Origin of the sequence: Edaphobacter bradus (assembly GCF_025685645.1) — a bacterium.
Classification (GTDB): Bacteria; Acidobacteriota; Terriglobia; order Terriglobales; family Acidobacteriaceae; genus Edaphobacter; species Edaphobacter bradus.
The window spans coordinates 1-22,965 of record NZ_JAGSYF010000007.1; the positions used below are offsets into that span (position 1 = coordinate 1).

At 54.4% G+C, this 22,965-nt stretch carries 19 protein-coding genes and 2 pseudogenes; 10 read left to right on the forward strand and 11 right to left on the reverse strand.

Features of this window, described 5'->3' with window-relative positions; translation table 11 throughout:
• Nucleotides 1–978 precede the first annotated feature (978 nt).
• Nucleotides 979–1,533 carry a TetR/AcrR family transcriptional regulator gene (locus OHL16_RS19110; RefSeq protein WP_263368808.1) on the reverse strand — a complete coding sequence of 185 codons (555 nt, stop codon included), beginning with the start codon at nucleotides 1,531–1,533 and terminating at the stop codon, nucleotides 979–981.
• Nucleotides 1,534–1,677: 144 nt separating this feature from the next.
• Here OHL16_RS19110 and OHL16_RS19115 point away from each other — a divergent pair, with 144 nt between their 5' ends.
• Together OHL16_RS19115 and OHL16_RS19120 are read left to right on the forward strand one after the other, a co-directional pair.
• On the forward strand, nucleotides 1,678–2,781 hold the full coding sequence (locus tag OHL16_RS19115; RefSeq protein WP_263368809.1) for a DJ-1/PfpI family protein: 1,104 nt from the start codon (nucleotides 1,678–1,680) through the stop codon (nucleotides 2,779–2,781).
• 247 nt (nucleotides 2,782–3,028) lie between these two features.
• Nucleotides 3,029–3,556: an SDR family NAD(P)-dependent oxidoreductase gene (locus OHL16_RS19120; protein ID WP_263368810.1), complete on the forward strand. Its 528-nt coding sequence runs from the start codon at nucleotides 3,029–3,031 to the stop codon at nucleotides 3,554–3,556.
• Here OHL16_RS19120 and OHL16_RS20430 read toward each other — a convergent pair.
• The 5 genes and pseudogenes from OHL16_RS20430 to OHL16_RS19140 form a co-directional block, all read right to left on the reverse strand.
• Nucleotides 3,495–3,788: pseudogene (locus tag OHL16_RS20430) on the reverse strand (SDR family NAD(P)-dependent oxidoreductase); the annotation flags it as partial. The gene OHL16_RS19120 and the pseudogene OHL16_RS20430 sit on opposite strands and share 62 nt — an antisense overlap.
• Before the next feature lie 37 nt (nucleotides 3,789–3,825).
• A pseudogene (locus tag OHL16_RS20435) lies at nucleotides 3,826–4,134 on the reverse strand (SDR family NAD(P)-dependent oxidoreductase); the annotation flags it as partial.
• 641 nt (nucleotides 4,135–4,775) lie between these two features.
• Nucleotides 4,776–5,135 (reverse strand): hypothetical protein, encoded by a 360-nt coding sequence (locus OHL16_RS19130; RefSeq protein ID WP_263368812.1) that lies wholly within the window; start codon nucleotides 5,133–5,135, stop codon nucleotides 4,776–4,778.
• A 122-nt stretch (nucleotides 5,136–5,257) separates the two neighbouring features.
• On the reverse strand, nucleotides 5,258–5,953 hold the full coding sequence (locus tag OHL16_RS19135; protein WP_263368813.1) for a response regulator transcription factor: 696 nt from the start codon (nucleotides 5,951–5,953) through the stop codon (nucleotides 5,258–5,260).
• Nucleotides 5,950–7,395: a sensor histidine kinase gene (locus OHL16_RS19140; RefSeq protein ID WP_263368814.1), complete on the reverse strand. Its 1,446-nt coding sequence runs from the start codon at nucleotides 7,393–7,395 to the stop codon at nucleotides 5,950–5,952. Before OHL16_RS19140 ends, OHL16_RS19135 begins: the two co-directional genes overlap by 4 nt.
• Nucleotides 7,396–7,526: 131 nt before the next feature.
• Between OHL16_RS19140 and OHL16_RS19145 the strand changes: the two genes are divergently transcribed.
• From OHL16_RS19145 to OHL16_RS19160, 4 genes are all read left to right on the forward strand, one after another.
• Entirely contained in the window at nucleotides 7,527–11,060 is a 3,534-nt protein-coding gene (locus tag OHL16_RS19145) for a carboxypeptidase regulatory-like domain-containing protein (RefSeq protein ID WP_263368815.1), read from the forward strand.
• 835 nt (nucleotides 11,061–11,895) lie between these two features.
• Nucleotides 11,896–12,342, forward strand: a complete 447-nt coding sequence (locus tag OHL16_RS19150) for a hypothetical protein (protein WP_263368816.1) — start codon at nucleotides 11,896–11,898, stop codon at nucleotides 12,340–12,342.
• A 328-nt stretch (nucleotides 12,343–12,670) separates the two neighbouring features.
• Nucleotides 12,671–13,267 (forward strand): TetR/AcrR family transcriptional regulator, encoded by a 597-nt coding sequence (locus OHL16_RS19155; protein WP_263368817.1) that lies wholly within the window; start codon nucleotides 12,671–12,673, stop codon nucleotides 13,265–13,267.
• Nucleotides 13,268–13,746: 479 nt separating this feature from the next.
• Nucleotides 13,747–14,076 (forward strand): hypothetical protein, encoded by a 330-nt coding sequence (locus OHL16_RS19160; protein ID WP_263368818.1) that lies wholly within the window; start codon nucleotides 13,747–13,749, stop codon nucleotides 14,074–14,076.
• Nucleotides 14,077–14,108: 32 nt separating this feature from the next.
• On the opposite strand, the gene OHL16_RS19165 is transcribed toward OHL16_RS19160, so the two are convergent.
• From OHL16_RS19165 to OHL16_RS19175, 3 genes are all read right to left on the reverse strand, one after another.
• Nucleotides 14,109–14,249: a hypothetical protein gene (locus tag OHL16_RS19165; protein ID WP_263368819.1), complete on the reverse strand. Its 141-nt coding sequence runs from the start codon at nucleotides 14,247–14,249 to the stop codon at nucleotides 14,109–14,111.
• A 536-nt stretch (nucleotides 14,250–14,785) separates the two neighbouring features.
• Entirely contained in the window at nucleotides 14,786–15,250 is a 465-nt protein-coding gene (locus tag OHL16_RS19170; RefSeq protein WP_263368820.1) for a MarR family winged helix-turn-helix transcriptional regulator, read from the reverse strand.
• Nucleotides 15,251–15,614: 364 nt separating this feature from the next.
• Nucleotides 15,615–16,418, reverse strand: coding sequence for a VOC family protein (locus tag OHL16_RS19175; RefSeq protein WP_263368821.1), 804 nt, complete (start codon nucleotides 16,416–16,418; stop codon nucleotides 15,615–15,617).
• A 256-nt stretch (nucleotides 16,419–16,674) separates the two neighbouring features.
• Here OHL16_RS19175 and OHL16_RS19180 point away from each other — a divergent pair, with 256 nt between their 5' ends.
• The 4 genes from OHL16_RS19180 (at nucleotide 16,675) to OHL16_RS19195 (ending at nucleotide 20,186) form a co-directional block, all read left to right on the forward strand.
• On the forward strand, nucleotides 16,675–17,391 hold the full coding sequence (locus OHL16_RS19180) for an antibiotic biosynthesis monooxygenase family protein (protein ID WP_263368822.1): 717 nt from the start codon (nucleotides 16,675–16,677) through the stop codon (nucleotides 17,389–17,391).
• Between the two features lie 470 nt (nucleotides 17,392–17,861).
• Nucleotides 17,862–18,605 (forward strand): MgtC/SapB family protein, encoded by a 744-nt coding sequence (locus OHL16_RS19185; protein WP_263368823.1) that lies wholly within the window; start codon nucleotides 17,862–17,864, stop codon nucleotides 18,603–18,605.
• Between the two features lie 107 nt (nucleotides 18,606–18,712).
• Nucleotides 18,713–19,099 (forward strand): nuclear transport factor 2 family protein, encoded by a 387-nt coding sequence (locus OHL16_RS19190; RefSeq protein WP_263368824.1) that lies wholly within the window; start codon nucleotides 18,713–18,715, stop codon nucleotides 19,097–19,099.
• A 373-nt stretch (nucleotides 19,100–19,472) separates the two neighbouring features.
• Nucleotides 19,473–20,186 carry a DUF4386 domain-containing protein gene (locus OHL16_RS19195; RefSeq protein ID WP_263368825.1) on the forward strand — a complete coding sequence of 238 codons (714 nt, stop codon included), beginning with the start codon at nucleotides 19,473–19,475 and terminating at the stop codon, nucleotides 20,184–20,186.
• A 173-nt stretch (nucleotides 20,187–20,359) separates the two neighbouring features.
• Here OHL16_RS19195 and OHL16_RS19200 read toward each other — a convergent pair whose 3' ends face one another.
• Entirely contained in the window at nucleotides 20,360–21,022 is a 663-nt protein-coding gene (locus tag OHL16_RS19200) for an adenine nucleotide alpha hydrolase (protein ID WP_263368826.1), read from the reverse strand.
• The gene (locus OHL16_RS19205) at nucleotides 21,019–22,110 is read right to left on the reverse strand and encodes an ABC transporter substrate-binding protein (protein WP_317891101.1); all 1,092 of its coding nucleotides are present in this window, start codon (nucleotides 22,108–22,110) and stop codon (nucleotides 21,019–21,021) included. The genes OHL16_RS19200 and OHL16_RS19205 overlap by 4 nt, the downstream gene beginning before the upstream one ends.
• Between the last annotated feature and the right edge of the window lie 855 nt (nucleotides 22,111–22,965).

Below are 22,965 nucleotides of genomic sequence, written 5' to 3' on the forward strand. Positions count from 1 at the left end.
CAAGGAAGAGTTCGACTTGCGCTCGACGCCTTCTGCCACCCGAAATTCACGTCAAGTCTCACTCGTTCAACCGGAGGGAACAGGCAAAAAGCGCTCATTGAACCCGACTCTGCTCGTTCCGAGGATTAGTAACGACAAACGCGTTTAGCGGCAGTAACTCGCTGGGCCGACCTTGCATGCCAGGACTGCCGCGGTGGAAATGACGTGGAGTGGAAAGCATGGAAAGCCATAAAACCGGCTTCCCACCCTTTCCACTCCTCTTGGAAATCCCTTCGGGATTCCCACATTCCCACCGCATCGACGACGGGATCGAGATTTCAAAACAGTTGCAAAAGCAGGAGATTGATTGGAGTCCCCAACACCGCAAGGGGCTTGTAACGGATGTCTCAGGTCCACAACGTAACGCATGTCCCGGTAGACTCACCCCTGAGCGAAGGTCTGTCTACCTTATTTCTGCGCGTCAGCGCAGGGTATTCTCAGGGGCGGCGTTGCGGGCAGGACACGAGACTGTTAACTCTGAGCTTGGACGCAGTTCATCGCTGGCGCAGATTTGGAAGTGCCAACAGCCCGACTCAAACACGCGATTTGACCTTCAGCCCGTCTGGATACGTGCCAAGCCCTGAACGCGTCAATTGAGATTCTGTTTTGCTCGGCATCATCCTGCACAGGCGAATTGCCCTCACGTCAAGCATCGGCGTCCTGCCGTACTTTGTGAGAACAGCCCGTATTTCAAGCTATTGTTGGTTGCGTTACCGTCATCTTTTTCGCATCAGGGCATACGAAGCCGTCAGCCAGAGAAATGCCAGATGCTACGTTACAAGTTGCTGCCGGTGCACGCGAGATACTATGCGCCGTGGTTTCCGGAGGGGCAGGCCAGCATTCCTAGCCGGTCAGCTGAACCAGGTACTTGAGACGCGCCGGGACCTCCGCAACCTGACACGTCTCTGATTACGAGGTCAGACATTTGCTCGCGCGTGATCATACAAGGCGCTTTCGTGTCTCAGTAAGAATCTCCTGAGCGAACTCGTTATCATTGACAGCTCGGGCAAGAATGAGAGCCCCAACCATCGAGGCAAACATATGGATCGCATCTCCGCGCGCGGAACGACGAGAGCGCCAGGGGAAGCGGGTCGCGAATTTGTGGATGAAAGCTTTTAGGTTGTCCGTGAAGGCGCCTTGAACATGCTTTTCCTGGCGAACCTCAGACGCCAGAGCGGCAACGGGACATCCTCCACCGCAATCCGTTATATGCTTTGTACTCAAGTAGTCGTCCACGTATCGAGCTTTGCCTCGCTGAGTAGGAGGCAATTTATCCAAGTCGCCCCTGGCTCGCTCCATCTCACGTGTGAGAGCTTCCGACATAAGAGATTCTTTGGAGGCGAAGTGGTTGTAAAAGGGACCATGTGTCAAGCCGGCCGCGCTCATCAGCTCGCTGACACTGACTCCTGAAAACCCCCTTTCTAGAAAAAGGCGTATCGACTCATCGAGGATCTGCTGATGTTTTTTTGCGGTATCCGCTGCCGAGTATCCCATGTGCTTCTCCATTTTTTGATCAACGAGATCAACTCAAAGCCGAGTTCTCCGAGATGCACGAAGAATTTCGAGAATTTTGTGAATCCCTGCGTTGCCTATCAGCATGATATATATCATGCTGAATGGAGGAAGACGAGACCTATTATGAAGATTCGTGATTCAGTCGCATTCGTAACCGGCGCAGACCGGGGAATCGGTTTGGTATTTGCACAAGAACTGCTCGCTGCAGGGGCACGAAAAGTCTATGCCGCAGCGCGCAATCAAGAACGTATTCCGGTTGATGGAGTAACGCGGATACACCTGGACGAGACGGATCTCAACACCGTCGCTTCTGCCAAGACTTTGCAAACAGAATCCAGCAAATGCTACGTATCCAAATCCAAGATGCTGCCTGTGCTTGGCGCTCTGATAGTGCTGCTATTTGCGGCCCAGCCGCTTCCCGTATTGGCGCAATCAGCGGGTAAGGTACTTATCATCATGTCGAGCGCACGACAACTCGTCCTGAATGACGGCAAGGTATACAACACAGGCTATTACTTGCCAGAGCTTGCCGATCCCCTCCGCAAACTTCTCGATGCTGGATACACCCCGGTCTTTGCCAATCCGAAGGGGGATGCACCGAATTTCGACCCCGTTTCAAATGACAAGTTCTACTTTGGAAACAGTGATCAAGCTCGCGCGTCCGCTGTTGCTCTGGTCGAGTCGATGCAAGGTCTGAAACATCCCATGACACTTGCCCAGGTACTTGAGGAGGGAACCGATGGCTATGTTGGAATCTTCATCCCAGGTGGGCACGCCCCGATGCAGGACCTGATGCAAGACAAGACTCTGGGACAAATACTGCTCGCATTTCACTCGAATGGTCGCCCGACCGCCCTTATCTGCCATGGTCCAATGGCGCTCTTGTCGACGGTCTCGGACCCAGTGGCGTTCCGGGCCGCACTCGCAAAGAGAGACTACGTCACAGCCGCCACCATCGCCAAGGACTGGCCGTACGCTGGTTATAGGCTGACGGTCTTCTCCTCCGCCGAGGAGCATATGCTGGAGGGTTCTTCCGGTCAGCTTGGTGGCCAAGTGCAATTCTACCCTCCCGATGGTTTAGCCCAGGCTGGCGCGCATGTAGACCATGTTGGCTTGTGGCAACCGAATGTCATTGAGGACCGAGAAGTGATTACCGGCCAACAGCCAGGCTCGTCCGAACTCTTCGGGGATGCCCTCGTAGCTAAGCTCAGAGATGCCCGTCATTGAACGCGAAGGTCCTCGATAACTGTCGGTGCCTGGCACTTATCGCTAGCAAACGCTCGTGCGCCACACAACATAGGCAAATAACGCCCGAAGAAATTGTGACAGGGGCCACTGACACACCAGTGAAGCTTAATAAAAAGGAGATTTACCATGAAAATTCGTGATTCAGTCGTATTCGTAACAGGTGCAAACCGGGGAATCGGTTTGGTATTTGCACAAGAGCTGCTCGCTGCAGGGGCACGAAAAGTCTATGCCGCAGCGCAATCCAGAAAGCATCCCTCTCGATGGAGTGGAACGTCTACGCCTGGATGTAACAGATCCGAAAGCCGTCGCTGCTGCCGCGAGAGAGTATGGGGATGTGAACCTTCTCATCAACAACGCTGGGATTGCGCGTTGGACAGGATTTCTCGAGCCCAATTCCGTGGAAGCCGCCAGGGCAGAAATGGAGACCAACTACTTTGGGCCGCTCTTCCTCAGTCGTGCCTTTGCTCCGGTTCTGGCGAAGAACGGCGGAGGTGCCATCATCAACGTTCTCTCCATCCTGAGTTGGATTGCAGTTCCCAGTGCCGGAACGTATAGCGCGTCCAAGGCCGCCGCCTGGGCGTTGCCATCTACGACAACGGTTGATCCGGTGACAAAATCCGAAGCGCGGGACGCAGAAACACAGCTGCGCCGGCGCATTCGTCTGGATGACCCCAACGACCGGCCGGGGTCCGTGCGACGACCTCCTGGTGCGCAGGCGTGGCCTTCACAACATCGGTCAGGTCGGTTTCAATGAATCCTGGTGCGAGCGCATTCACCTGGATGTTGAAGGGCGCCAGTTCGATTGCCATCGATTTAGTCAGCTGCACCAACGCCCCTTTAGTTGCGCTGTAGGAGGGAGCAAGTGCGGCGCCGAAAATGACATACATGCTGGCGATGTTGATGATTTTTCCTCGTTGCTGCTTGACCATTGACGCCGCCGCAAGCTTCGAGAGCAAAAAGCAGGCATTGAGGTTGGTTTCGATCACCCGATCCCAGTCCTGGCGGGAATGTTTCGAGAACGCCCTTTCCAAAGGCGGCAATTCCGGCGTTGTTGACCAAAACGCTCACCGGCCCGAGCGTCTGCTCGACTTGCTGCAGGGCCGGCTGCAGTTGCCCCTCAGCAGTGACATCGACGCTGAGTGCCAAGGCCGTACTACCTACCGCCTTTAGCTCGCCGAGGACGGTTTTGTTCTTTTCCTCGTTTCGCGCCAGAACTGCAACGGCAGCTCCCGCTTGCGCCAGACCCAGGGCGATGCTACGGCCAATGCCGCCGTTGCCGCCAGTGACCACTGCGACATGCCCGCTCAGGTCAAACAGATTTGCTAGTGACATGGTTTACCTCCTGACAAAAAGCTTTGGATGCGCGCGTAAGCGTTCATCCACGTCGGAGGTCGGTGAGACCCGCTTATTTCTGCCACGATCTCGCTCCCCGAGGCGGATGCCGAGTCATCCGAAGCCGAGTGCAAAAATAGCTTTTGCGACTTCAGCATCGGTTGAATCTGTCGAGGCTCAACGTACTCTTAAAATCTACTCTATCGCGTTCTCCCTACTTTCATGAACAGATAATCGGATCTCGTCCGAAAGCCACCCAGAATCGAGCGACGTTTGATCGGATTGCGGGGGCTTCTGAAAAATAACCCATAATTTGGCCAAATGGCCAGCTTATGGGTTATTTATTCCGCTGCGGTAGATAGTTAGATCAGCGAAATTTAGATTGCCAAATAGTAGCTCATTCGAGAGGGAAGCTCACTCTCCGATTAGCCGGTTTATCGGCCTCTTGGCAAAGAGATAAATAGCTCTAAATAGCTCAATGAGCGCTTTGGCCTGTTATCGCCAACTGAGCGGCGAACGCACGGAAAAACCGACTTTACAGGCAATTTGACAGCCGGTCCTGATAGCCTTCTAAGGCCTGCGGAGTGCTTGTCACGTTGTTGAATTCTGCTCCAACGGACCCGACCGGTAGAAAACTGTCATTAGGGTCTCCAAAGAGTCATGATCAATCCGCCAACGACGATAAAGGCTCCGCCAATGTAAATCGGCTTCGTCGGTGATTGATGAAATTGCAGCTTCGCCATGATTTGAGCGACGAGAAAGAACAGCACAACATAGACGCCAAGGAGTTTTGCGAAACCCACTTTCGAGGTGTTCAGAAATAGGCTGTAGCATACGAGCACTGCCGCGCCTGCAAGAAACCACCCGAAGTGTCTCATTCCTGAGGCATGGTAAAGGCCAGATTGAAAACAGGCATCGCCCTGGACCTCGAGATCTGCTGCGAGGACAAGAGCGGCGAAGATCCCGGCCGGGGTGGAGACAATCTGGGTAAGTTGATTCATTCTGGTCCTTAGAGACCGTACTTCGACGTCTCTCTATTGTCTGCATGCGATCACAGAGACAAACAACTTGCCTTTTTCCATCTCCTGTGGCATCCGAAAGTGTCCCTAAGACTTCTGGTTCGTTAGTCTTCACGGAAGCGATAGCCAATATGGCTCTCGGTCAAGATATAAACGGGGTGAGCAGGGTCGTCTTCAATTTTCTTTCGCAGTTGATTGATGACAACACGTAAGTATTCACGTTCGTTGCTATAAAGCGGTCCCCAAATGGATCGCAGCAGATTTTCGTGCCTCACGGGTCTACCAGCATGTTCCATCAAACAACGGAGGGTCTCGTATTCTTTTGGAGCGAGGCGTACCTGTTCACCCTTTTTCTCTACAAGGCGGCGATTGGCGTCGAGCGTGATGTCGCCCACTATGCTAATCACATCTGGTTCTCCAGTCGGGGCATGGCGACGCCGGATGACTGATCGTAACCTTGCGGTGAGCTCACGGATCTGAAACGGCTTCGTGACATAGTCAAATGCCCCCGCATCTAACGATTCGACGATATCCTCTTCATCGTCACGAACAGTGAGCATAATGATCGGCAATCCGGGGAAGGTTTGACAGATTCGTCGACACGTCTCCTTGCCCCCCATACCCGGCATGTTGATATCGAGAAGGACCGCGTCATAGTTAACCATGCGCAGTTGCACAAGGGCTTCTTCTCCATTGCGAGCCTCCCCTACCGCAAATCCAAGTGCGCCCAATGTCTCGAACAGGCTCTGGCGGATTCCTTCATCATCTTCAACAACCAACACCTTTCTCTTCTGACTCACACTTTCTCCTTTGCAGTGCGGGGTAATGCGATTACGAACGTCGTCCCATTTACTTGATCGCTCTCAACCCACGTTCGCCCGTTGTGCGCTTCAGCGATCCGCCTGACCACCGAGAGACCGATCCCGGTGCCGGAAATCGACTTTACCGATCCAGAGCAACGATAAAAACGTTGAAATACCTTTTCTTTTTCGTCATCTGGAATGAACGAACCTTCGTTTTTGACCCTAATGACCAGTTCCGCGTCTTCCTCCTGAACCGCGATGACAACCTGAGAGCTGGGACGGCTGTACTTTGCAGCATTGTCGAGGACTTGGAAAAGAGCCATTTGAAGGAGCTTTCCATCCGCATATACAGCGTCGTTCGCCGAACTCACTTGGACGTCAATAGAATGCCCATCCAGTTCCTGTGATGATTCCGTAATGGTGCGTTGTATCAACCGAGCCACGTCGACTTGCTCGCGCTTGACTTTCAGATCGCCGCTATCCAGCTTTGCAGTAAGGAGAAGATGATTGGCGAGGTCGCTAAGATGCCCCGCATGGCGATCAATCAAGCCAACTAGCTTTTCTTCAGTGCCCGATAGGGTGTTCATCGCAAGAAGGCCGGAGCTTGAGGCTCTGATCGTCGTAAGTGGGCTCTTGAAAGCGTGTGCGAGGCCGTCCAATATGGCGGAGCGCAGTTGCTCACTTTGTTTTGCCGCTTCCGCATTCGCTTCGGTCGAAAAGGAGCGTGCCCTTTCGATTGCAACTGCAGTAAGCGAGGAGGCTGCATTGATCGAGGCTGAGTCGAGCGAATGCCCGCAGAGGAAGAGAGATCCAATTGGCCGGGTTCCGAGCCGAAGGACACGCCGGGAAACACCCGAGCTCAAGTCATCGTCATTTGTTTCGAGAAAGTATGAGGAGCGTACCTCGTCATCGGAGAAATCACAATCTCCACTCTTGTACTGATGCATCTCATAGGCATTCCAAAGGGCAACCCCTTTCACTCGCAGGCTGGAACGTATGAGATCGACGAGCTGCTGATCGGCCGCCGCTTCCCGATTGAGGAGCAGAATGTGCTGGCTGAGCTCGTAGAGTTTCTGTTGTTGAGCTTGACGTCGCTCTAGCTCGCGAGCGTGGTGACTCACTCGGTCTGAGAGGCTGCTGACGATCAAGGCAGTTGCTTCAAAGACCAGGAGAGCGATCCAATCGTGCGAATCTGTGATGTAGAACTGGAACAAAGGTTGGGTAAAGAAGTAGTCGAGGCAAGCAACAGACAGAATTGAAACGAGGCTCGCTTCGAATAACCCCCAGCGAAGAGCGATGACTACTACCAGAAAGAGGTGGATAGAGGTCGCGGCAGAGAGATTAAAGTGAAGGCGGTAGGAGAGAAGCGTCAACAGCGTTCCAGCGGCACAGCCGCCGGCAATCCTGCGTAGGACCACGTGGATTGGTTTGGCAATCATTCGGATGACCGATGCCAGAACTATAGCGATTTAGGCATAAACAAACCGTTAAGAAGGAGCTTATGCATTGCTAACGGCGTTCGCGATTCACTGAAAGTGTCGGTCTTTTCCGGCATATGAGGCGATTCGACATGAACTTACTTAGAGGCCTTCTTTCACTAGACACAGCAGCACGCACGTCCCTTGTAGAGGATACGGCCGTGTCGCTTCAACAGACGCAGAACCGGCTTCAGCAAACTCATGGGCGGCAAGGGCGGAGCGTTCTGAGACGTATTTTATACAGCGTCGCCTCCGTGATTATTTGCTGTCTGTTGTTTGCCGCGGGGGCGTTCGCCCATGCCCAATCGACGTTTGGGAGCGTCAGAGGCACCATACAGGACGCTAGCGGCTCGGCGATTCCAGGTGCGCAGATTGTGCTGCATAGTACAGATGAAAATACAGAGCGCACAGTCGACGCCGATAGTTCAGGCGCCTTCATCTTTGAAAATGTAAAGGCTGGTAAGTACTCGTTGCGCGCCCATCGCGATGGCTTTGCCGACACCGTTGTATCGGGGATCTCAGTCGAGGCACGACAGGACTTGAGACTTGAGGCTACGCTCAACGTTGCGGCACAGATGACAACCGTGGAAGTATCGGGAGCAGCCGACCAGATCAATACGGAAAATGGAACGATCAGCGATTCGAAGACGAATATCGAAATGACGCAGTTACCCCTGAATAACCGCGCGACCACGACCAGTCCGCTAGGCGCCCTTGGCCTGTCTCCCAACGTTCAGACAGATAGTTCCGGCAATATCGCCCTCGGCGGAGCGAGTTCCTCGATGGTGAATTTCTCCGTCGATGGCATTTCAACTGCCAACGTGCGACAGAATGGAGCGCTGCAGGACGCCTATCCATCGCAGGAGGGAATTGCTGCGGTTAAAGTGACCGCATTCAACAATAGTGCGGAGTTTTCCCAGGTCGGCGATGTGACATTTACAACCAAGAACGGGACAAGCGAGTATCACGGAAGTGTCTTCGAGTATTTGCAAAACCAGGCGCTGGATGCCAATCCGTATGGCTCTAGCGGAAAAGCCCCCAAGAAATTCAATACGTTTGGCTTCTCGTTGAGCGGGCCGATTGTGATTCCACACCTCTATGATGGGCACAACAAGACGTTTTTCTTTGCGGACTATGAGGGCAACCGACGTAGCACTGCGGTGTTCCAGCAATATGTAGTTCCGACCGTGGCGGACAGGAACGGCAACCTTTCTGATATCGGTGGGCCTACGATTCCATCTGCCCAGATCAGCCAGACAGCAAAGGCGCTGCTCGCCTATTACCCATTGCCGAATGTGGCTGGCGCCATTAACCAGACGCAGGCCATCAACTATCAGAATTTTCAAGCAACTCCGGCACGCACCGACGGTGCGGACATCCGGGTCGATCAGACGATCTCGTCCAAGCAATCGGCTTACGCGCGCTTTAGCCGCAAGAACATCACCACGGACTTCGCGAACCTCTTTCTGCCGGATGATTCGGATTCCATTCACAATCGGAGCCTGCTGATTTCGCATACCTACACGATTACCCCAAGGCTGCTGAATGAGTTTCGCTACGGCTTCACGAACGTGACGACCAACGTCAACTTCCCGATTCAAGGTTCCACCGCGTTGAGTCAGTTGAATCTGACTGGTGTCGATATCAGCCAGCATCCGTTAACCCACGCATTCCCCACCTTCAATTTCAGCGCGGGCACCCCGTTCCCAGTCATTGGAAGAGACAAGGCAGGCGTCACCCAGTCGAAGACGACGCAGTTCAGTGATAACCTGACTTACACCTTCGGCAAGCACACGGTGAAGGGCGGGATCGATGTCCGTCGCGTTCGGTACTTCGACCTGGAGAGCTTTGCCCCACAGTTCGCCTCAGACGACTTCGGGGCCTTCATATTTCAACCATCTTACGGAAACGCCCCGGGCGATCAGTTTACGGGCAATGCCTTTGGCGACTTCCTCGAAGGCGCACCCACCACGCTTTACTTCGCTGTCTCCAGCCCAGATGTTGGAGGAACCGCCACGCAATATAGTTTTTTCGCACAGGACGAATTCCAGGTCAACAGTCGTTTGACGCTCAGCTACGGTCTTCGCTGGCAGATTCTCCCCGGCTTTCAGGAGGACGGCGGTAATCTGGCAAACTTCGATCAACGGAATAACTCGATTGTCGTTCCTGATGCTTTGGCGGGATACCTCACCAGCCAGAACATCACTTCTTCCAACGTCGCCTTCCAGCAGTCCTTCAATGCGTGCCCGTCCGGTATGGCTGGCGGATCGAACGTTCACGGGTTACCGTGCACCGGATATATCACGGCCAGCCAGGATGGATTGCCGCAGAGTCTGCGCCAGACTTATAAAGGAGACTTCCAGCCGCGCTTCTCGATTGCCTATCGTCCGTTCAACGACACCAAGACGGTGGTGCGTGCCGGATTTGGCATCTATACGATGACCAACTTGGGACCGCTTTCGTTCAACAACAGCGGCAATCCAACCTCGAATCTGCACACGTATTCCAACTCCAACAGTGCTGGGCCGAACACGCCACAGATCGTCTTTCCGAAAACTTCTCCAGCCACCTCCGGCGGTCCAACCTTCGGTGGTGGCGGACTGGATCAGGGAGTTGATCCCCACTTCTGCGATCCCCAATCAAACCAGTGGAACGTGACCGTAGAGCGCCAGTTCACGAACGCAACATCGCTTCGCGCGAGCTATGTCGGCATGCACACCTACCGGCTGAGCATCACCGAGGATCTAAACCAGATTCCCGCCAGCACGATTCCGTACAACACGGGAGCAACGGCTGGAGTTTTTGTGGATTCTCGCGCGCCATATCAGAACTGGACGACGCTCCTCAGTACGTTCAATGCAGGTGAGGCAAACTATCACGCATTCGAGGTCCAGGCGACGCATCGTTTGGAGCATGGGCTCTACGTGGATGCAAATTACACCTACGCTAAGAGTGTGGCCGACAATCAGGGTGATGCGCCGAGCGCGTTCGCCGGTGAGGTCAATTACGGACTTCCCGTCGCCGATCGGTTTCACATCAAACAAAACCTCGGCAATGTTTCCGGTACTCGTCGCAACCGCATGCTGCTCATGGGGGTATATCAGCTTCCTTTCGGCAAGGGACGTCAGTACATGAATACCAGGACAGCTACGGATATGTTTCTCGGCGGCTGGGATCTGACAACCATCACGCTGCTGGAGACGGGCCCCTGGCTTACCCCCAGCATCAGCGGCTCTGCCGATCAGTCGAACACGAACGTCGTCAATCGTAGTGCCGTGCTGCGTCCGGATATGGTGCCGAAGGGTACTGCCGGAGCTGTAACATACAACAACCTGTCCTTCCTGGCGACACCCGCAGGAGCAGGTCGCTTCGGGAATGCAGGAGTTGGGAACATTCAGGGTCCTGGGACGGCCACAGTGAGCCTTGGTGTGGCAAAGCGGTTCGCTATCACCGAGAAGGTGCATGCACGGTTCGAGACGACCTTTACCAACGTTCTGAACCACACCAACTTTGCGCCTCCTGTGACGGCGATCGACAATTCGCTGTTCGGGCGGCTGACTGGACCGCAAACGGCGGAGAATGCGGGAAATCGGACGGGACAGGCGGCGCTCAGAATCGACTTCTAATTCGATTGCCCGCTTTCGGAAGGCGAGGAGATCTCCTTCTCGCCTCCCTTTTTCCCTATCTCAGTATGCGGGAGCCCCTATGGGTTTTGCGAAAGATGAAATCGAAGGCTGATCGCTTCCTGCTCATTTCTGATAGCGCTGGTTGTACTTGTGACCAGTGTGTTTAGCCATCTTTCAGCTAGTGGAACACGGATCGTCGCCAAAGGGAGTGGGCACTATATCCAGACTGACCGACCGGATGTCGTGATTCAGGCAGTACATGAGATGGTTGAACGGGTGTGGCGGAAGTAATCTCAGGTTTTCGACTATTCACCGGAGTGGCATCGAGATGAGCGATACTTCAGTGTCGCCAAACACTCTCCGCATCAGTGGATCTTCGAGTTGTCGGCGAACGCGAAATCGGCAGTTGTTTTTTCAATTGGCGATAAATCGCCAATTCCCTCATCGACAATGGAATGCGAGCCACATGGCCGAATAGTCGCCAAACCGGAACTTATCCAGTTGGCCGAATAGTCGGCTTGTCGGACAAGTGCCATAATTCCTTCGGCTTGGATCTCTGGCTTATACGAATTATCCCACCCCAACGTGAGAACAGGTGAGCTCACGCTTGAATGCATTGAACGGTTGGTGTAATGTGAGCGCGAGTCTGGGAGGAGTAATGGAACGACCGACCCGAGCACTCACTCAGTCCTCACGGGCCGCGAAGTAGGCACTAGATGCGCCGAACCCCACAACATCCTCGCTCCCCATCTGCTGTGCAAGCTTGAAATCCCAAAACAGAACGTGGGGACAATTCCCAAGACTCGGTTCAAATCCAAGACTGGAGGATAAATATATGTGCTGGTTCTCAGCTGAGCATGCAACGCATATAGAGGAGGCCAAGGCGGGACAGCGTCTTGCCATTAGGACCATGAATTGGCACGCGAACTGGGTAGTTCGAGAGCAAGAACTCGAGGCTCCGAGGCCTTGTCCGGTTTGCCTCGTGGATCAGACCAGAGTCTTATTCCGGCTCTCCGAAAATCAGCAAGCCTCTCTTCACGTCGGCCCAGAGGTCGAGGCGGTTTTCAAAATGCTTAAACAGCCTAAACTGGACATCTTTGAGTTCGCAGACGGCAGGCAAGTCATGTTACGCGAGCTGCCCCCCGGACTAATTTTGGACGTCCTTGTTGTTCCAGGTCGTGAGGAACTCTCAGCCATTCTGGAGAAGGAGCGAACCATTCAAGAGCAAGAGGACGAAAGAGAGAGCGAGCCGTTCTTTACCCGGCTGCTGGCACGTTTGTAAAAGCATCAGCAAAAGCAGGGTTGCTCTTACGCTGCGATTCAAACGTAAGACTGGTCACCTCTTTGTCGTGAGAAGGGGGTGGAGGTCCTCCACCCTCGCCTCCGACAGTGTTCTAGTGGGCCTCAAGTTCCAGTCCACCGACTATTGTTCCGGTGGATTTTGATAACGAGACGTTCTCCCCTTTGGGACCGCCGCCGTCAAACGACAGGCTTGGCATCGAACCCGGGTGAGCTGTTCCGTCCGCAACTGGACGTGTAGCCGGTTTTTCGTCCAAATGGACTGGATTTGTAAAATCCTGAGAAGGGTTATACGGCATCGAATAGACTGGTTGTTTACCAAGATGGAAACTCAGAACACGCGCGATCATCTGCTTCAGATCGGACTTCGTCGCATTCATGCCACGGGCTATGCATCGACGGGCGTGAAAGAGATTTTGGACGACGCCGGCGTGCCAAAGGGATCGTTCTATCACTATTTTCCCAGCAAGGAAGCCTTCGCGATCGAAGTACTGAAACTCTATGTTCAGGGGGAAAATCAACGGGCCGAGCAGACTCTTCGAACCGGCAAAGCTGCGCCCCTGAAACGCCTGAGGCAACATTTTGAGGAATTGATTAAGGTCTACGGACCAAGCGCAACGGTGTCCGGTTGTATGATGGGTAACCTCAGTCTTGAGATGGCAGACCACAGCGACTCGATTCAGTCCCTCCTGCGAAGCTCCTTCGCCAACTGGCAGGCTTCCATTGCCGGCGTTCTCGAAGAAGCGATCGAAGGCGGAGATCTCCCCAAATCAACGAAGCAGGAGAAACTGGCCGCCTTCCTCTTGAATAGCTATGAAGGCGCGCTCCTACGGTCAAAAGCCGATCGGTCGAATGCTCCATTAGAAAACTTCCTCGATATCGCTTTCAACGTTCTGCTCGATCATTAAATCTAATGGGTCAGAAAACAGAGCTGCTGGACCAGCGGACATCAACCTATTACCGTCGCCGAAATCTCCGCTGATGAACATAAGTTTTAAGACGGCTCTCGAAGGCAATAGTCTGGCGCACGAAGTTGGAGAGTTTGGGAGGGAAGCTCTTAATTATTCGCTTGCCGGGCAGGGAGCTAACTTCATAGTTCAGTCGATGGAGTTCGCAAAGCACTCCCCGGTCCCTGGACATCACCTAGAGGTTCACCAATGCAGGCTACCGGCAAATAGCAGAGGGAAGCGCAATAATTCCGACTCATACGGCGACTGGACAATGGCTTCCCGAACTTCAGGATCGCCATGGACGCATCGTTGAGCTGGCTAAAGGGAGCAAGGATGTTCTCGGAAAGCTGGCGAATCTCTCTTCTTTAGTGGTCGCAACGGCGCACATTATCGCTTCCATTGACACGTTACGGCGGTTAAAGCGGATCGAAGGCAAGTTGGATGACCTACTTGCAGGAAGAAAAAACGATCAGCTAGCCATGCTGGAGCGTCTTTATGTGAGATCCGGAGAAGTTCTTCATAGGCTCCCATATGGCGAGACGAGCCCAGAATTGCGTCGCTACCGTGACGAACTCTATGACCTGCGCAGCGGATGGCGTAGGGACATCGAGCGGATTCTCGAAACGGCGAAGGATCCGGCCGTGAACTCGTGGTGGAATCATCAAATTCTAAAATTAGGGTTCAAGTGGAGCCCTGAGCGCTTGGTGATCGATTTCTTTGAAGATAAGGTTCGAGCGTCACGAGAAAAAGAACTCTTGAGCATTTAGTGCCGTTAGCGGACGTTGTTCGATGTATCTGGCTAGCCTTTCTCATCGATGTCTACATCGCTCAATGGTGTGGTTCTCTTGATCTGCTTTTTTCGCATACACTGCGCAATGAAGCCGAGTCGTGGGAAGGCATCGCACAGCAGATCGATGAACTCGTGGAAGAGTTCCAGCACGAAGAAAGTACTTCTCGAAATTCACACGATCACTTCAATCGGCGAGGCCATTCGAGCATACGTAGTTGCGCTTACGGGGCAGGTGGAATACCAAACCGGAAAAATTCCGGCATGAACCATCAGGGCTTAAGGAGTTCGCCCTTGGGATTGTCTGAATTCATGCGAGAGGTGTCGAGGTAGAGGGACTGACGCAGAGAAGGGAAGCGGAGCGGCAGATGTTTGTGGCTGGGTAGGCGCCACCGGGAGACTCTCCAGGTGGCCTTACTGCTGGGGATAGCTAGAGCGTAAGCCAGATTCTCTGCGGAGATGAAGACTCTCACGATCAACGATCTGAAAGTAATGGCGAGGATGCTGGCCTTTAATTTTTTACCCGTAATCCGCTCGTTTCTCAATGAGTTGCAAACTCTTTCATCTAGCCGGGGTACACAGGAGAGAAGCAATGTGTGAGCCGTCTTGTGAGCAGTCTGAAAGGATTCGTAGATGCATTGCGACTTAGCCACCGGACCGCGACCGAGCCTTGAGATCAAACCGAAACCCTATAGAGCTTCACGTACGGAAGCCAAATGAGACAATAACTCGCGAGCGCTTCGGGCGGACAGTCGTGAAATGCCTCTTTTCCAAACAGGAGCAAGCGATTTGTCGAGTCTCGCTAAGCACTGGAGCCCTGCTTTGGTAATCAAACATATGACCTTCCTCCTATCGCCGTCGGGACGCTTTCGCATCACGAGCCCCTTCTTCTCCAATTTGTCCAAGAGGCGAGTGATGCCCGGTTCACGACGGATTGTTCTCTTGGGGATTTCCAGAGTCGGCAGTCCGTGTTCGCCCGCCCCTCGCAGGATTCGTAGGACGTTATATTGCTCCATGTTGAGCCCCTCGACCTTGGCGACAGCATTGACTGCTCGGTAAAGTGCATCCGCCGTTCTCAGAAGCGCTACGGTGACCTCCTGTTCGATTGCCGGGAAGGGGCGGTTCTGTTTGAGCTCCTGCTCGAGTTTTGGCATAGAAACCATTCTATCTATGCCTATGCGGAGCGGGATTTCGGACTCAGGTGAGGTGTCGCGGCAAGGTTAGCGAGCTCGCTAGAGCCCTTCAATTCCATGATTGGTTGTCGCCTTTGGCGTTTGCTTGCAAACTCGGTTGCGAATCAATGAGACCATCAACCTTTGATCAATGTGCTGTGGTTACGCTGAGCTTTGTGGACGACTGGTTAATCTCGTATGTTGCGAAATTTCGAGGAACTGTCAGAGTGTTCAGCGATCGGTACATAAGGTGTTCGGAGCGGCCCCGCCTGAAGCGCATGCGACGATGTCATTCTCGTCCTACACCTCGTCGGGCTTCGCCTGATTGCCTCTTCCTCCAATATCCCTACTTGGCTATTAGCCTGACCGAGATCCCGCAAGGATCGGTGCAAGTTGCGATCTCGTCCGACACTTTTTGAGGATTCCAGTCTCCCCGCTGTAAGCTTTGGAAGGCGTCCGCCATCGCGGTTCGGTTTGGCAGCTCCAGCTCCCAATAGAGCAAGCGAGCTTCGTACGGAGAGGCAATAGGGGAGCCTGCGGCCCAATTGTTGAGCCCGAGCTGGTGATGGTAGCCTCCGACGGATGTAAACAACGCTCCTGGGTAGTTCCAGGTCATGATCGTGAAGCCAAGACTCTCGTGATAGAAGCGCTTCGCCTGTCGCAGATCGCCAATGTAGAAATGCACGTGGCCAACGCGAGTCTCGGCAGGGACTCCGTACCAGTCCGGAGTCCCTGATCTGGCCAACCCGACCAGATCGACGGGATCTGTAGCGCTCATCAACTCACCGTTGCGATACGTCCACGTGTCGCGGGGTCGATCCGCATACACTTCGACCGTGAGCCCGTCAGGATCTGCCAGATATAGTGCCTCGCTGTAAAGGTGATCCCCAGCTCCGAAGGGAATCTGGCGTCGATTGAGGTACTGTAGGAAACTCCCAAGCGCTTGGCGATGGGGGAGGAGAAACGCGGTGTGATAAAGCCCGAGGCGCGTCTTTTTCGCGATCGGATGTAACCCCGGCTGCTCTTGCAGTTCTAGAAGAACAACGCCATTTGCTCCCAAGCGTGCGAGGTTCCCCTGTTGAGAGAGAATATTCAACCCAACGACAGAGTTGTAGAACTCAATCGACCGGCCCAGGTTTGAAACAGCCAAGCGAACACATCGTATGCGTGCGGAATCAGGTAACCGGTATGCGGGTGGCTGGATTCCTGCGAGATGATGCGAAGAGTTTGTCAACAATTTGACTCCGGGTTGAAGGGCTCTCTCGTACTGGATTCCAGAGATACTTGACACAACAATACTTGACATCACAACTATTCACAAACTACTATTAAAAACCGACCGGTCTACTCTAAGAAGTGTGAGGGTTTATTTCGCAAGTTATCCCAATAATGAATGGAGCGCGTTCATGACAGCGACGAAAAGTGCAGGTCCCCGGATTGTTGTTGAAGGTGGTTACAAGATAACCCCAGGGAGGGAAACAGATTTTCTGGCTTTCTATGAAAAATTTGCGCCTGTTGCGATACAGCAGTACGGCTTCGGTGCGGTCTACGGCGGCCCGGTCTTGAACTCAACCTGGCTGCATTTCGGGGTGCGCTTTGACAGTGAAGAACAAATGAACGCTTGGTACCATCATCCGCAACATCGAGCAGTGCAGAAAGCTGCGTACGAGAAGTGGTGGACTGACCTATACATCAGAAAATGGATTGAGCCGGCTGCAGGTGAAGCGCTTGGCGATCGTCTGATGTCGGAAACACGGCTGTTTGTCGATGCCCCACTCAGCGACGCGCAGATGGAGGTCGTGCAAGAGGCGCTGGATGGCCTCCCCGGGCTCGGAGCGAAGATGTTCGAAACACGTAGTGGTGAATATGAGTCGCAAGCCTATCACTTCGTTGGGCCTCTCGGCATGTTGCCGGCAGCGGACAAAGTGATCTATTCGCTGGTCACGCATTGGTCTTCCGCCGATCGCCTCAATGCATGGAAGGCATCTGGTTCGTATCGCGCGTTGCAAGGGCTGGGCGAGGTATCTAGCGAGCTTTTCATAGCATTGAAGGAGACCCGACCGCGCGAACATCTGCGTGATGACAAACTGCAGAGGGATTGGCACCTCGAGGGTTCTCGCTAGACTGCGGTCGTCGAGAAGTACTCCATTCAGCCAGCGCTCCGAGCACTACGTTGCAGTTGGGTGAATGACGACACTACTGCGAAACACAGAAGGGTGTTTGTCCCGCATATCCACCGTTAAGTTGGCCGTTCATCGAAATACTCCATCGTCCGTCTGCAAAGCCTTTATTTAGTGCCGGGGCGAATCTCCTGGAGCGGTAACTCTTGAACAACTTGCGGTTTGGGCACGAACCAGTGCCTTTCGAACGTACCGCCGGGATTCCAACACGATCTTACGCAGCCGTTTCGCTCTTGTACCCCTTTGGGCCCTGAACCCTCAGGTACCGTTCCGCAATTCTGCTTCTCTGGCACCTTTCGTACGACAGAAACTGCGATCGCAAGACTTCGACCGTCACTGAAAGGCAACCAGACACCACAGCAGAAAGGGATTCCAGGCTGATCGTTGTCGAGTGGTTGTAAGGAGAGGTAGAGATGAGTTCAGTTTCGCTGACGTTGCGGTTCACGGCACGGCTAGGGGCGGCGCTATTGCTGGGCTCCGCTGTGGGGTTGGAGCGTGAGTGGCGGCAGCGCATGGCGGGGACTCGGACCAATGCGCTGGTGTCCGCGGGAGCGGCAGCGTTTGTAATGTCGGCGATACTCGGAGACGGTGACCCTGCGGCGCCAGGACGGATCGCCTCATATGTCGTCTCGGGTGTCGGATTCCTGGGTGCGGGCGTCATCTTCAAGGATGGCGCGAATATACGTGGGCTAAATACGGCGGCGACCGTCTGGTGTTCAGCGGCGATTGGGGTTCTGGCTGGATATGGAGCGCCGCATCTGTCTTTACTGCTCGCGGTAGCGGTGTTGCTTACGAATACTGCGCTGCGTCCGTTGGCCTATCGTCTGCATCCAGTGCTTCCGGAAGCGACACCGGTCGAAACTGTGTACGAGATCAGCCTTACCTGCCGTATCAACGACGAGGCGCAGCTTCGGACATTGCTATTGACTACCATCACCCAGTCCGCCATGGCGTTACAGTCGATTCACAGCCAGGATATTGAATCCATCGACAGAATGCTGATTCGCGCTCTGCTGAGTACATACGGGCGACGCAATGAGGTAGCCGAGGAAATTGTCCGGCGGCTGTTGTTTGAACCGGGAGTTTCGGCGGTCAGTTGGAGGGTTGCGACTGCAAATGTTGAAAGCGAAATCGACGAACATCTGCTCGATCAGTAAAAAACTTCAAACATGTTGTGTAAATTCTGCAACTATAGACCGACCGGTCGACTCTAAGAAAGTGGGAGTTTTTGTTTCGCAAGCTATCTCAAATCAGGAGCCATGCAATGAGCAACCCAGCCTACGTTCAGGAATACAACGCCATCGTTGAAGTGATGAACAAGTACAACGAAGGCCTCGCAAAGGCCGACAGCGCCATCATGAAACCGGCCTTCAGCGAGAAAGCCAGCATGTTCAGTGTCGACGGCAACAGCAAATTGACTGGCGAGCCGGTTCAGCAGGGCCTGTTCGACGTCGTCGACAGCAAGTTCCGTCCTTCTCCGGAGGCGAAGGCGGTGTTCGCCTTTATTGATATCGTAGGCACGGCCGCCAGCGTGCGTATTGACACCAATGACCTCTCGGGCTTCTGCTTCACCGATTTCTTCCATCTACTGAAGGTAGAGGGGAAATGGACCGTGGTCAGCAAGATCTTCTACACCCACGTGGCTGCCTGAGCCATTGCCGCGTCGGGGCTGGCGATGGCTAAATCGTGCCATCCCCGACGGCATGCAGTTACTCGATGGCGTCTTCGTCTGCTGGGTGGCTTTCCACTTGGGCGAATAGTCGGCAAATCGTCCATTTGCCTTGGAGGAAAGCCGGTTTATCGGCCTCTTGGCAAAGAGATAAATCGCTCTGAATAGCTCAATGACCGCTTTGGCCTGAAGTAATCAATTGAAAGCGAAGCTTCCCGTTTGCCGGTCATACGACTAGAATCCGGCCGAGACCTCGTTGCAGAGGTTCATCCGCGCAAACGTCCGATTGCGTCGTGTGACGAAAAATTTCGAGAGCCTCCGCCGTATCTCAGGCTCCCTCGCACAGGGAGGACACATGAGATTCACCAAAAAACCCGGCCGATTCGCGGGCTTGCTATACGTACTCACGTCAATAGTTGGCTTCTTCGCCATGGGCTATGTCCCCGACAAGCTGATCGTCCACGGAGACTCAGCCGCGACGGCCAACAACATCACGGCCTCCGAGACGCTCTTTCGGCTCGGCATCGCGGGCGAACTCGTTGGCATGGCTGGTTTCATCTTCGTCGCCCTGGCTCTGTACGATCTGCTCAAGGGGGTCAACCGGCGGCAAGCCGCGCTCATGGTGATATTGATTGTGGTCTCGATCCCGATAGCATTTCTGAATGAGCTGAACTCATTCGCTGCCCTCACTCTCGTGCGAGGAACTGACTTCCTGTCCATATTCGACAAGCCCGAGCGGGATGCTCTGGCTATGCTGTTCCTGAATCTGCATGGTCGGGGATTTGTCGTCGCCGAAATCTTCTGGGGTCTTTGCCTGTTTCCACTCGCGCTGCTTGTGTACAAGTCGCGATTCCTGCCGCGGTTCCTGGGCGTTTGGCTCGCCCTCGCAGGCCTCGCCTGGGTGATCCTGAGCCTTACGGGCATACTGTTGCCGCAGTATCAGGACAAGGTGAATACCTATCTTCAGCCCGCTTTCTTCGGGGAGATTGTGTTCATGTTGTGGCTGCTGATCAAGGGCGCCAAGCCGCAAGCGGCGGACGCCAGAGCGCCATCGTCCGCAATTGCCTAGGCTGCATTCCTGACGCTTGCTCGAATCAAGCTGCTCAGCGAGTGCGAAATCGCCGATGCTTGAATCCACCCGGTCCCGTTCTGGAAACGCGCTAAGCCCTGTTAGCGAGTTGAAATTACTTCGGTTTGACCGTCATCCGGGAGGAAATAACGAAGAATGGAAGGTACAGCCAGTCATTCTGGCAGCACGTCGGCAAACACAAATCCGTCGCGCTCGACCACCTCCCCCACACGTACTGCGATCGGGCGTGAGAACACCGGCGCATCACAAGCGAACGTGTGAAATTCCCCATTTTCGCCGCACGGGTCGATTTCGGGGGGCAGGTCCTCGAGCAGGCGCAGGTCATAATCACGACCGGCAAAGGATCTCGCGAGCTTCGAGGGGTCGACGCAGGTAATCTTTGCTTTCACGCCCGCTGCGATCATCTCCCGGCCCAATTGTTCCGTGGGCATTTGCCAGACCGGAAACAGCGGTTCGAGCCCGCTCCCCTGTAATAGCCGTATCCGGTAGTCGCGAATGTCGTGAAGAAACAGGTCTCCGAATGAGATAGCGGTGATTCCCTCCGTCGTTGCCCGTTGGCACACAGCGCGCATCCGCTCTTCGTATTCCAGGTTAGAACAGGGCCATGGCAGTTCCGCTGCCCAGAGCGGGAGCCCAGTTCGCTCCGCCTGTGCTTCCACCAACGCACGCCGGACTGCATGCATCGCCACGCGGTCCGCTGCGGAGTTAAAAGTTGTGAGCAGCGCGGCCACCTGGATGTCCGGCTGTTGCCGAAGGAGATGCAGCGTCCAGGCGCTGTCTTTGCCGCTGCTCCACGATAAGAGAACCTTCCTCAAGTCCGGCTCACGAGAATCTGCGGCACGTCGCTCGCCGCCTGCCCTTCGATCCATCGCCAATGCACTCCCGCAGTTCCGAATGAGACACCATGGAGGATTTCGGTGATGATCTCTGCCGTTTGAGAGATCGTCATTCCGGAACGGTTGAAGAATAGATTACCGTCCGCAAATGCGACGTTGCCTTTGCGTACTGCCTGAAGCTCCCGCCACCATGGATATTGTTCCAGTATGGCTAGTTCGCGCAGGCTCCGCTCCAGGTTGTATCCGCAGGGCGCGACAATCAGGTATTCCGGATCCGCAGCACGAAGCTGCTCGCCAGAAATGGTGACGGAGTATTCTCCTTTTCGTCCAAGTAGAAGCTTGCTGTTCGCGATTTCCACCAGCTCCGGACCCCAGTTTCCCATCGCAAATACGGGATCCGTCCACTCAAGCATGACCACGGTTGGCGGGGTGAAACGCGCAACCTCCTTCCTGACCGTGTCGAGGCGCTGTCGTTCGCGGCGGACAAGGACCTCTCCCTGCTCCTCGAGATCCAGCGCTTGCGAGATCCGTCGAATACTTTGAAAGATTTCTTCCAAAGACGCGGCGGACAACGCCATTTGCTGCGCTGTGAGCGAACAAGCACTACTTCGCTGCACATCGCCGGGGGCCACAGCGCACACTTCGCAGTGCGCTTGCGTGATCAGCAGATCGGGACGTAACTCTCGAATCAATTCTCCGTGGACGTGATACAGCGGTTCTCCTGACCGGAGCCGGCGACGAACCTCTGTATCGATTTCTCTGCTCGAAACAGACACGTCAAAGGCGGGTTCGCTGCAGGCAGGGAGGCGTCGCACCCAGTCCGGGTTATCGCACTCATGCGACCGTCCTACCAGCATTTCGCCAGCCCCTAAGGCACAGACGATTTCCGTGGCACTCGCGAGGAGAGAAACTATGCGCATGCTATGCATGCCTGATCCATCGGTTGGCAATAACGGCTGAGAGCCGCATAGCCACCGAGTACCGCACCGATGGCCGTCACCGGAGCGAAGTTCCACGGATGGGGAAGTAGCCGCGCACATGCACCCAGGAACACCATCCCTATCCATATGCGTCTCTGAATTCCCATCGTTGATCCCTGCCGTTATTCTAGCGCGCTGTTCGCATAGGTGGGCGTACTCGGCATTTCGGGTCGAGCCACCACGCGATGAACTTCAGGATGGTCGGCAAGCCCGAAGTTATGCTCAGTGGATCATTCTGAGCTGACGCAAAATCGCCAAGTATTAAATCCGGCGGCAGCTGGAAGAGTGGCTCGCTCTGCTATCGCCAGTCGACTCTAGAGCGCTGATCCGCCCGAAATCGGAAGCAGGCAAAGACAGTGCATCTAAGAGTTGTTATGCTTCGCGGAGTTGTTATGCTTCGCGACTCTAGGTGTTACCGTTCTCCGGCAGGGTGAACCTATGGAAGAGCAGGTTCTCAGGATGCTTCGCGACCAGGTTGGCACCATTATGTTGGGGACGGTGTTTCTGTTCCTCGGCTTGGTTGCGTGTGGTATCTCTGCCATCCGGGGTCGCAGGGAAGGTCGCATCCTCGTATGGTTTGGCCTGCTGAACGTGATGTGGGGCGCACGCATCCTGGCCTATGCGCCCGCGGTGTTTAGCGTGCTGCCGCGATCCTTCCGGGCCAGCCGCCTTGACGTGATAGCAATTCTCTCCTACATAACCGTCGTTCCCCGACTACTTTTCTTTCTGGAAATGAGCCGTGGAATCCTGCGCCGATTCTTGCAAGTCATATTGATCGCGCAGCTGGCGATCTGCGCAGCCGGAGTTGGTGCAGTTCTCTTTACTGAATCGCCGTACAGATTCATACACATTAAGCAATGTGGTGGTGATTTTATTCGTTCTGCTTGTCGCGCTCGTGGTTGCCCTTCCCGCCACTGCGAAGAGATTTGGGATCCAGCGCCA

What these genes read in the sequence shown, in the direction of transcription:
- OHL16_RS19130 (WP_263368812.1), bottom strand. Translation starts at nt 5,135, where the DNA reads ATGAATCAACTTACCCAGATTGTCTCCACCCCGGCCGGGATCTTCGCC.
- OHL16_RS19190 (WP_263368824.1), top strand. Translation starts at nt 18,713, where the DNA reads ATGAGCAACCCAGCCTACGTTCAGGAATACAACGCCATCGTTGAAGTG.
- OHL16_RS19170 (WP_263368820.1), bottom strand. Translation starts at nt 15,250, where the DNA reads ATGCCAAAACTCGAGCAGGAGCTCAAACAGAACCGCCCCTTCCCGGCA.
- OHL16_RS19180 (WP_263368822.1), top strand. Translation starts at nt 16,675, where the DNA reads ATGACAGCGACGAAAAGTGCAGGTCCCCGGATTGTTGTTGAAGGTGGT.
- OHL16_RS19110 (WP_263368808.1), bottom strand. Translation starts at nt 1,533, where the DNA reads ATGGGATACTCGGCAGCGGATACCGCAAAAAAACATCAGCAGATCCTC.
- OHL16_RS19145 (WP_263368815.1), top strand. Translation starts at nt 7,527, where the DNA reads ATGAACTTACTTAGAGGCCTTCTTTCACTAGACACAGCAGCACGCACG.
- OHL16_RS19185 (WP_263368823.1), top strand. Translation starts at nt 17,862, where the DNA reads ATGAGTTCAGTTTCGCTGACGTTGCGGTTCACGGCACGGCTAGGGGCG.
- OHL16_RS19150 (WP_263368816.1), top strand. Translation starts at nt 11,896, where the DNA reads ATGTGCTGGTTCTCAGCTGAGCATGCAACGCATATAGAGGAGGCCAAG.
- OHL16_RS19115 (WP_263368809.1), top strand. Translation starts at nt 1,678, where the DNA reads ATGAAGATTCGTGATTCAGTCGCATTCGTAACCGGCGCAGACCGGGGA.
- OHL16_RS19120 (WP_263368810.1), top strand. Translation starts at nt 3,029, where the DNA reads ATGCCGCAGCGCAATCCAGAAAGCATCCCTCTCGATGGAGTGGAACGT.
- OHL16_RS19195 (WP_263368825.1), top strand. Translation starts at nt 19,473, where the DNA reads ATGAGATTCACCAAAAAACCCGGCCGATTCGCGGGCTTGCTATACGTA.
- OHL16_RS19140 (WP_263368814.1), bottom strand. Translation starts at nt 7,395, where the DNA reads ATGATTGCCAAACCAATCCACGTGGTCCTACGCAGGATTGCCGGCGGC.
- OHL16_RS19205 (WP_317891101.1), bottom strand. Translation starts at nt 22,110, where the DNA reads ATGGATAGGGATGGTGTTCCTGGGTGCATGTGCGCGGCTACTTCCCCA.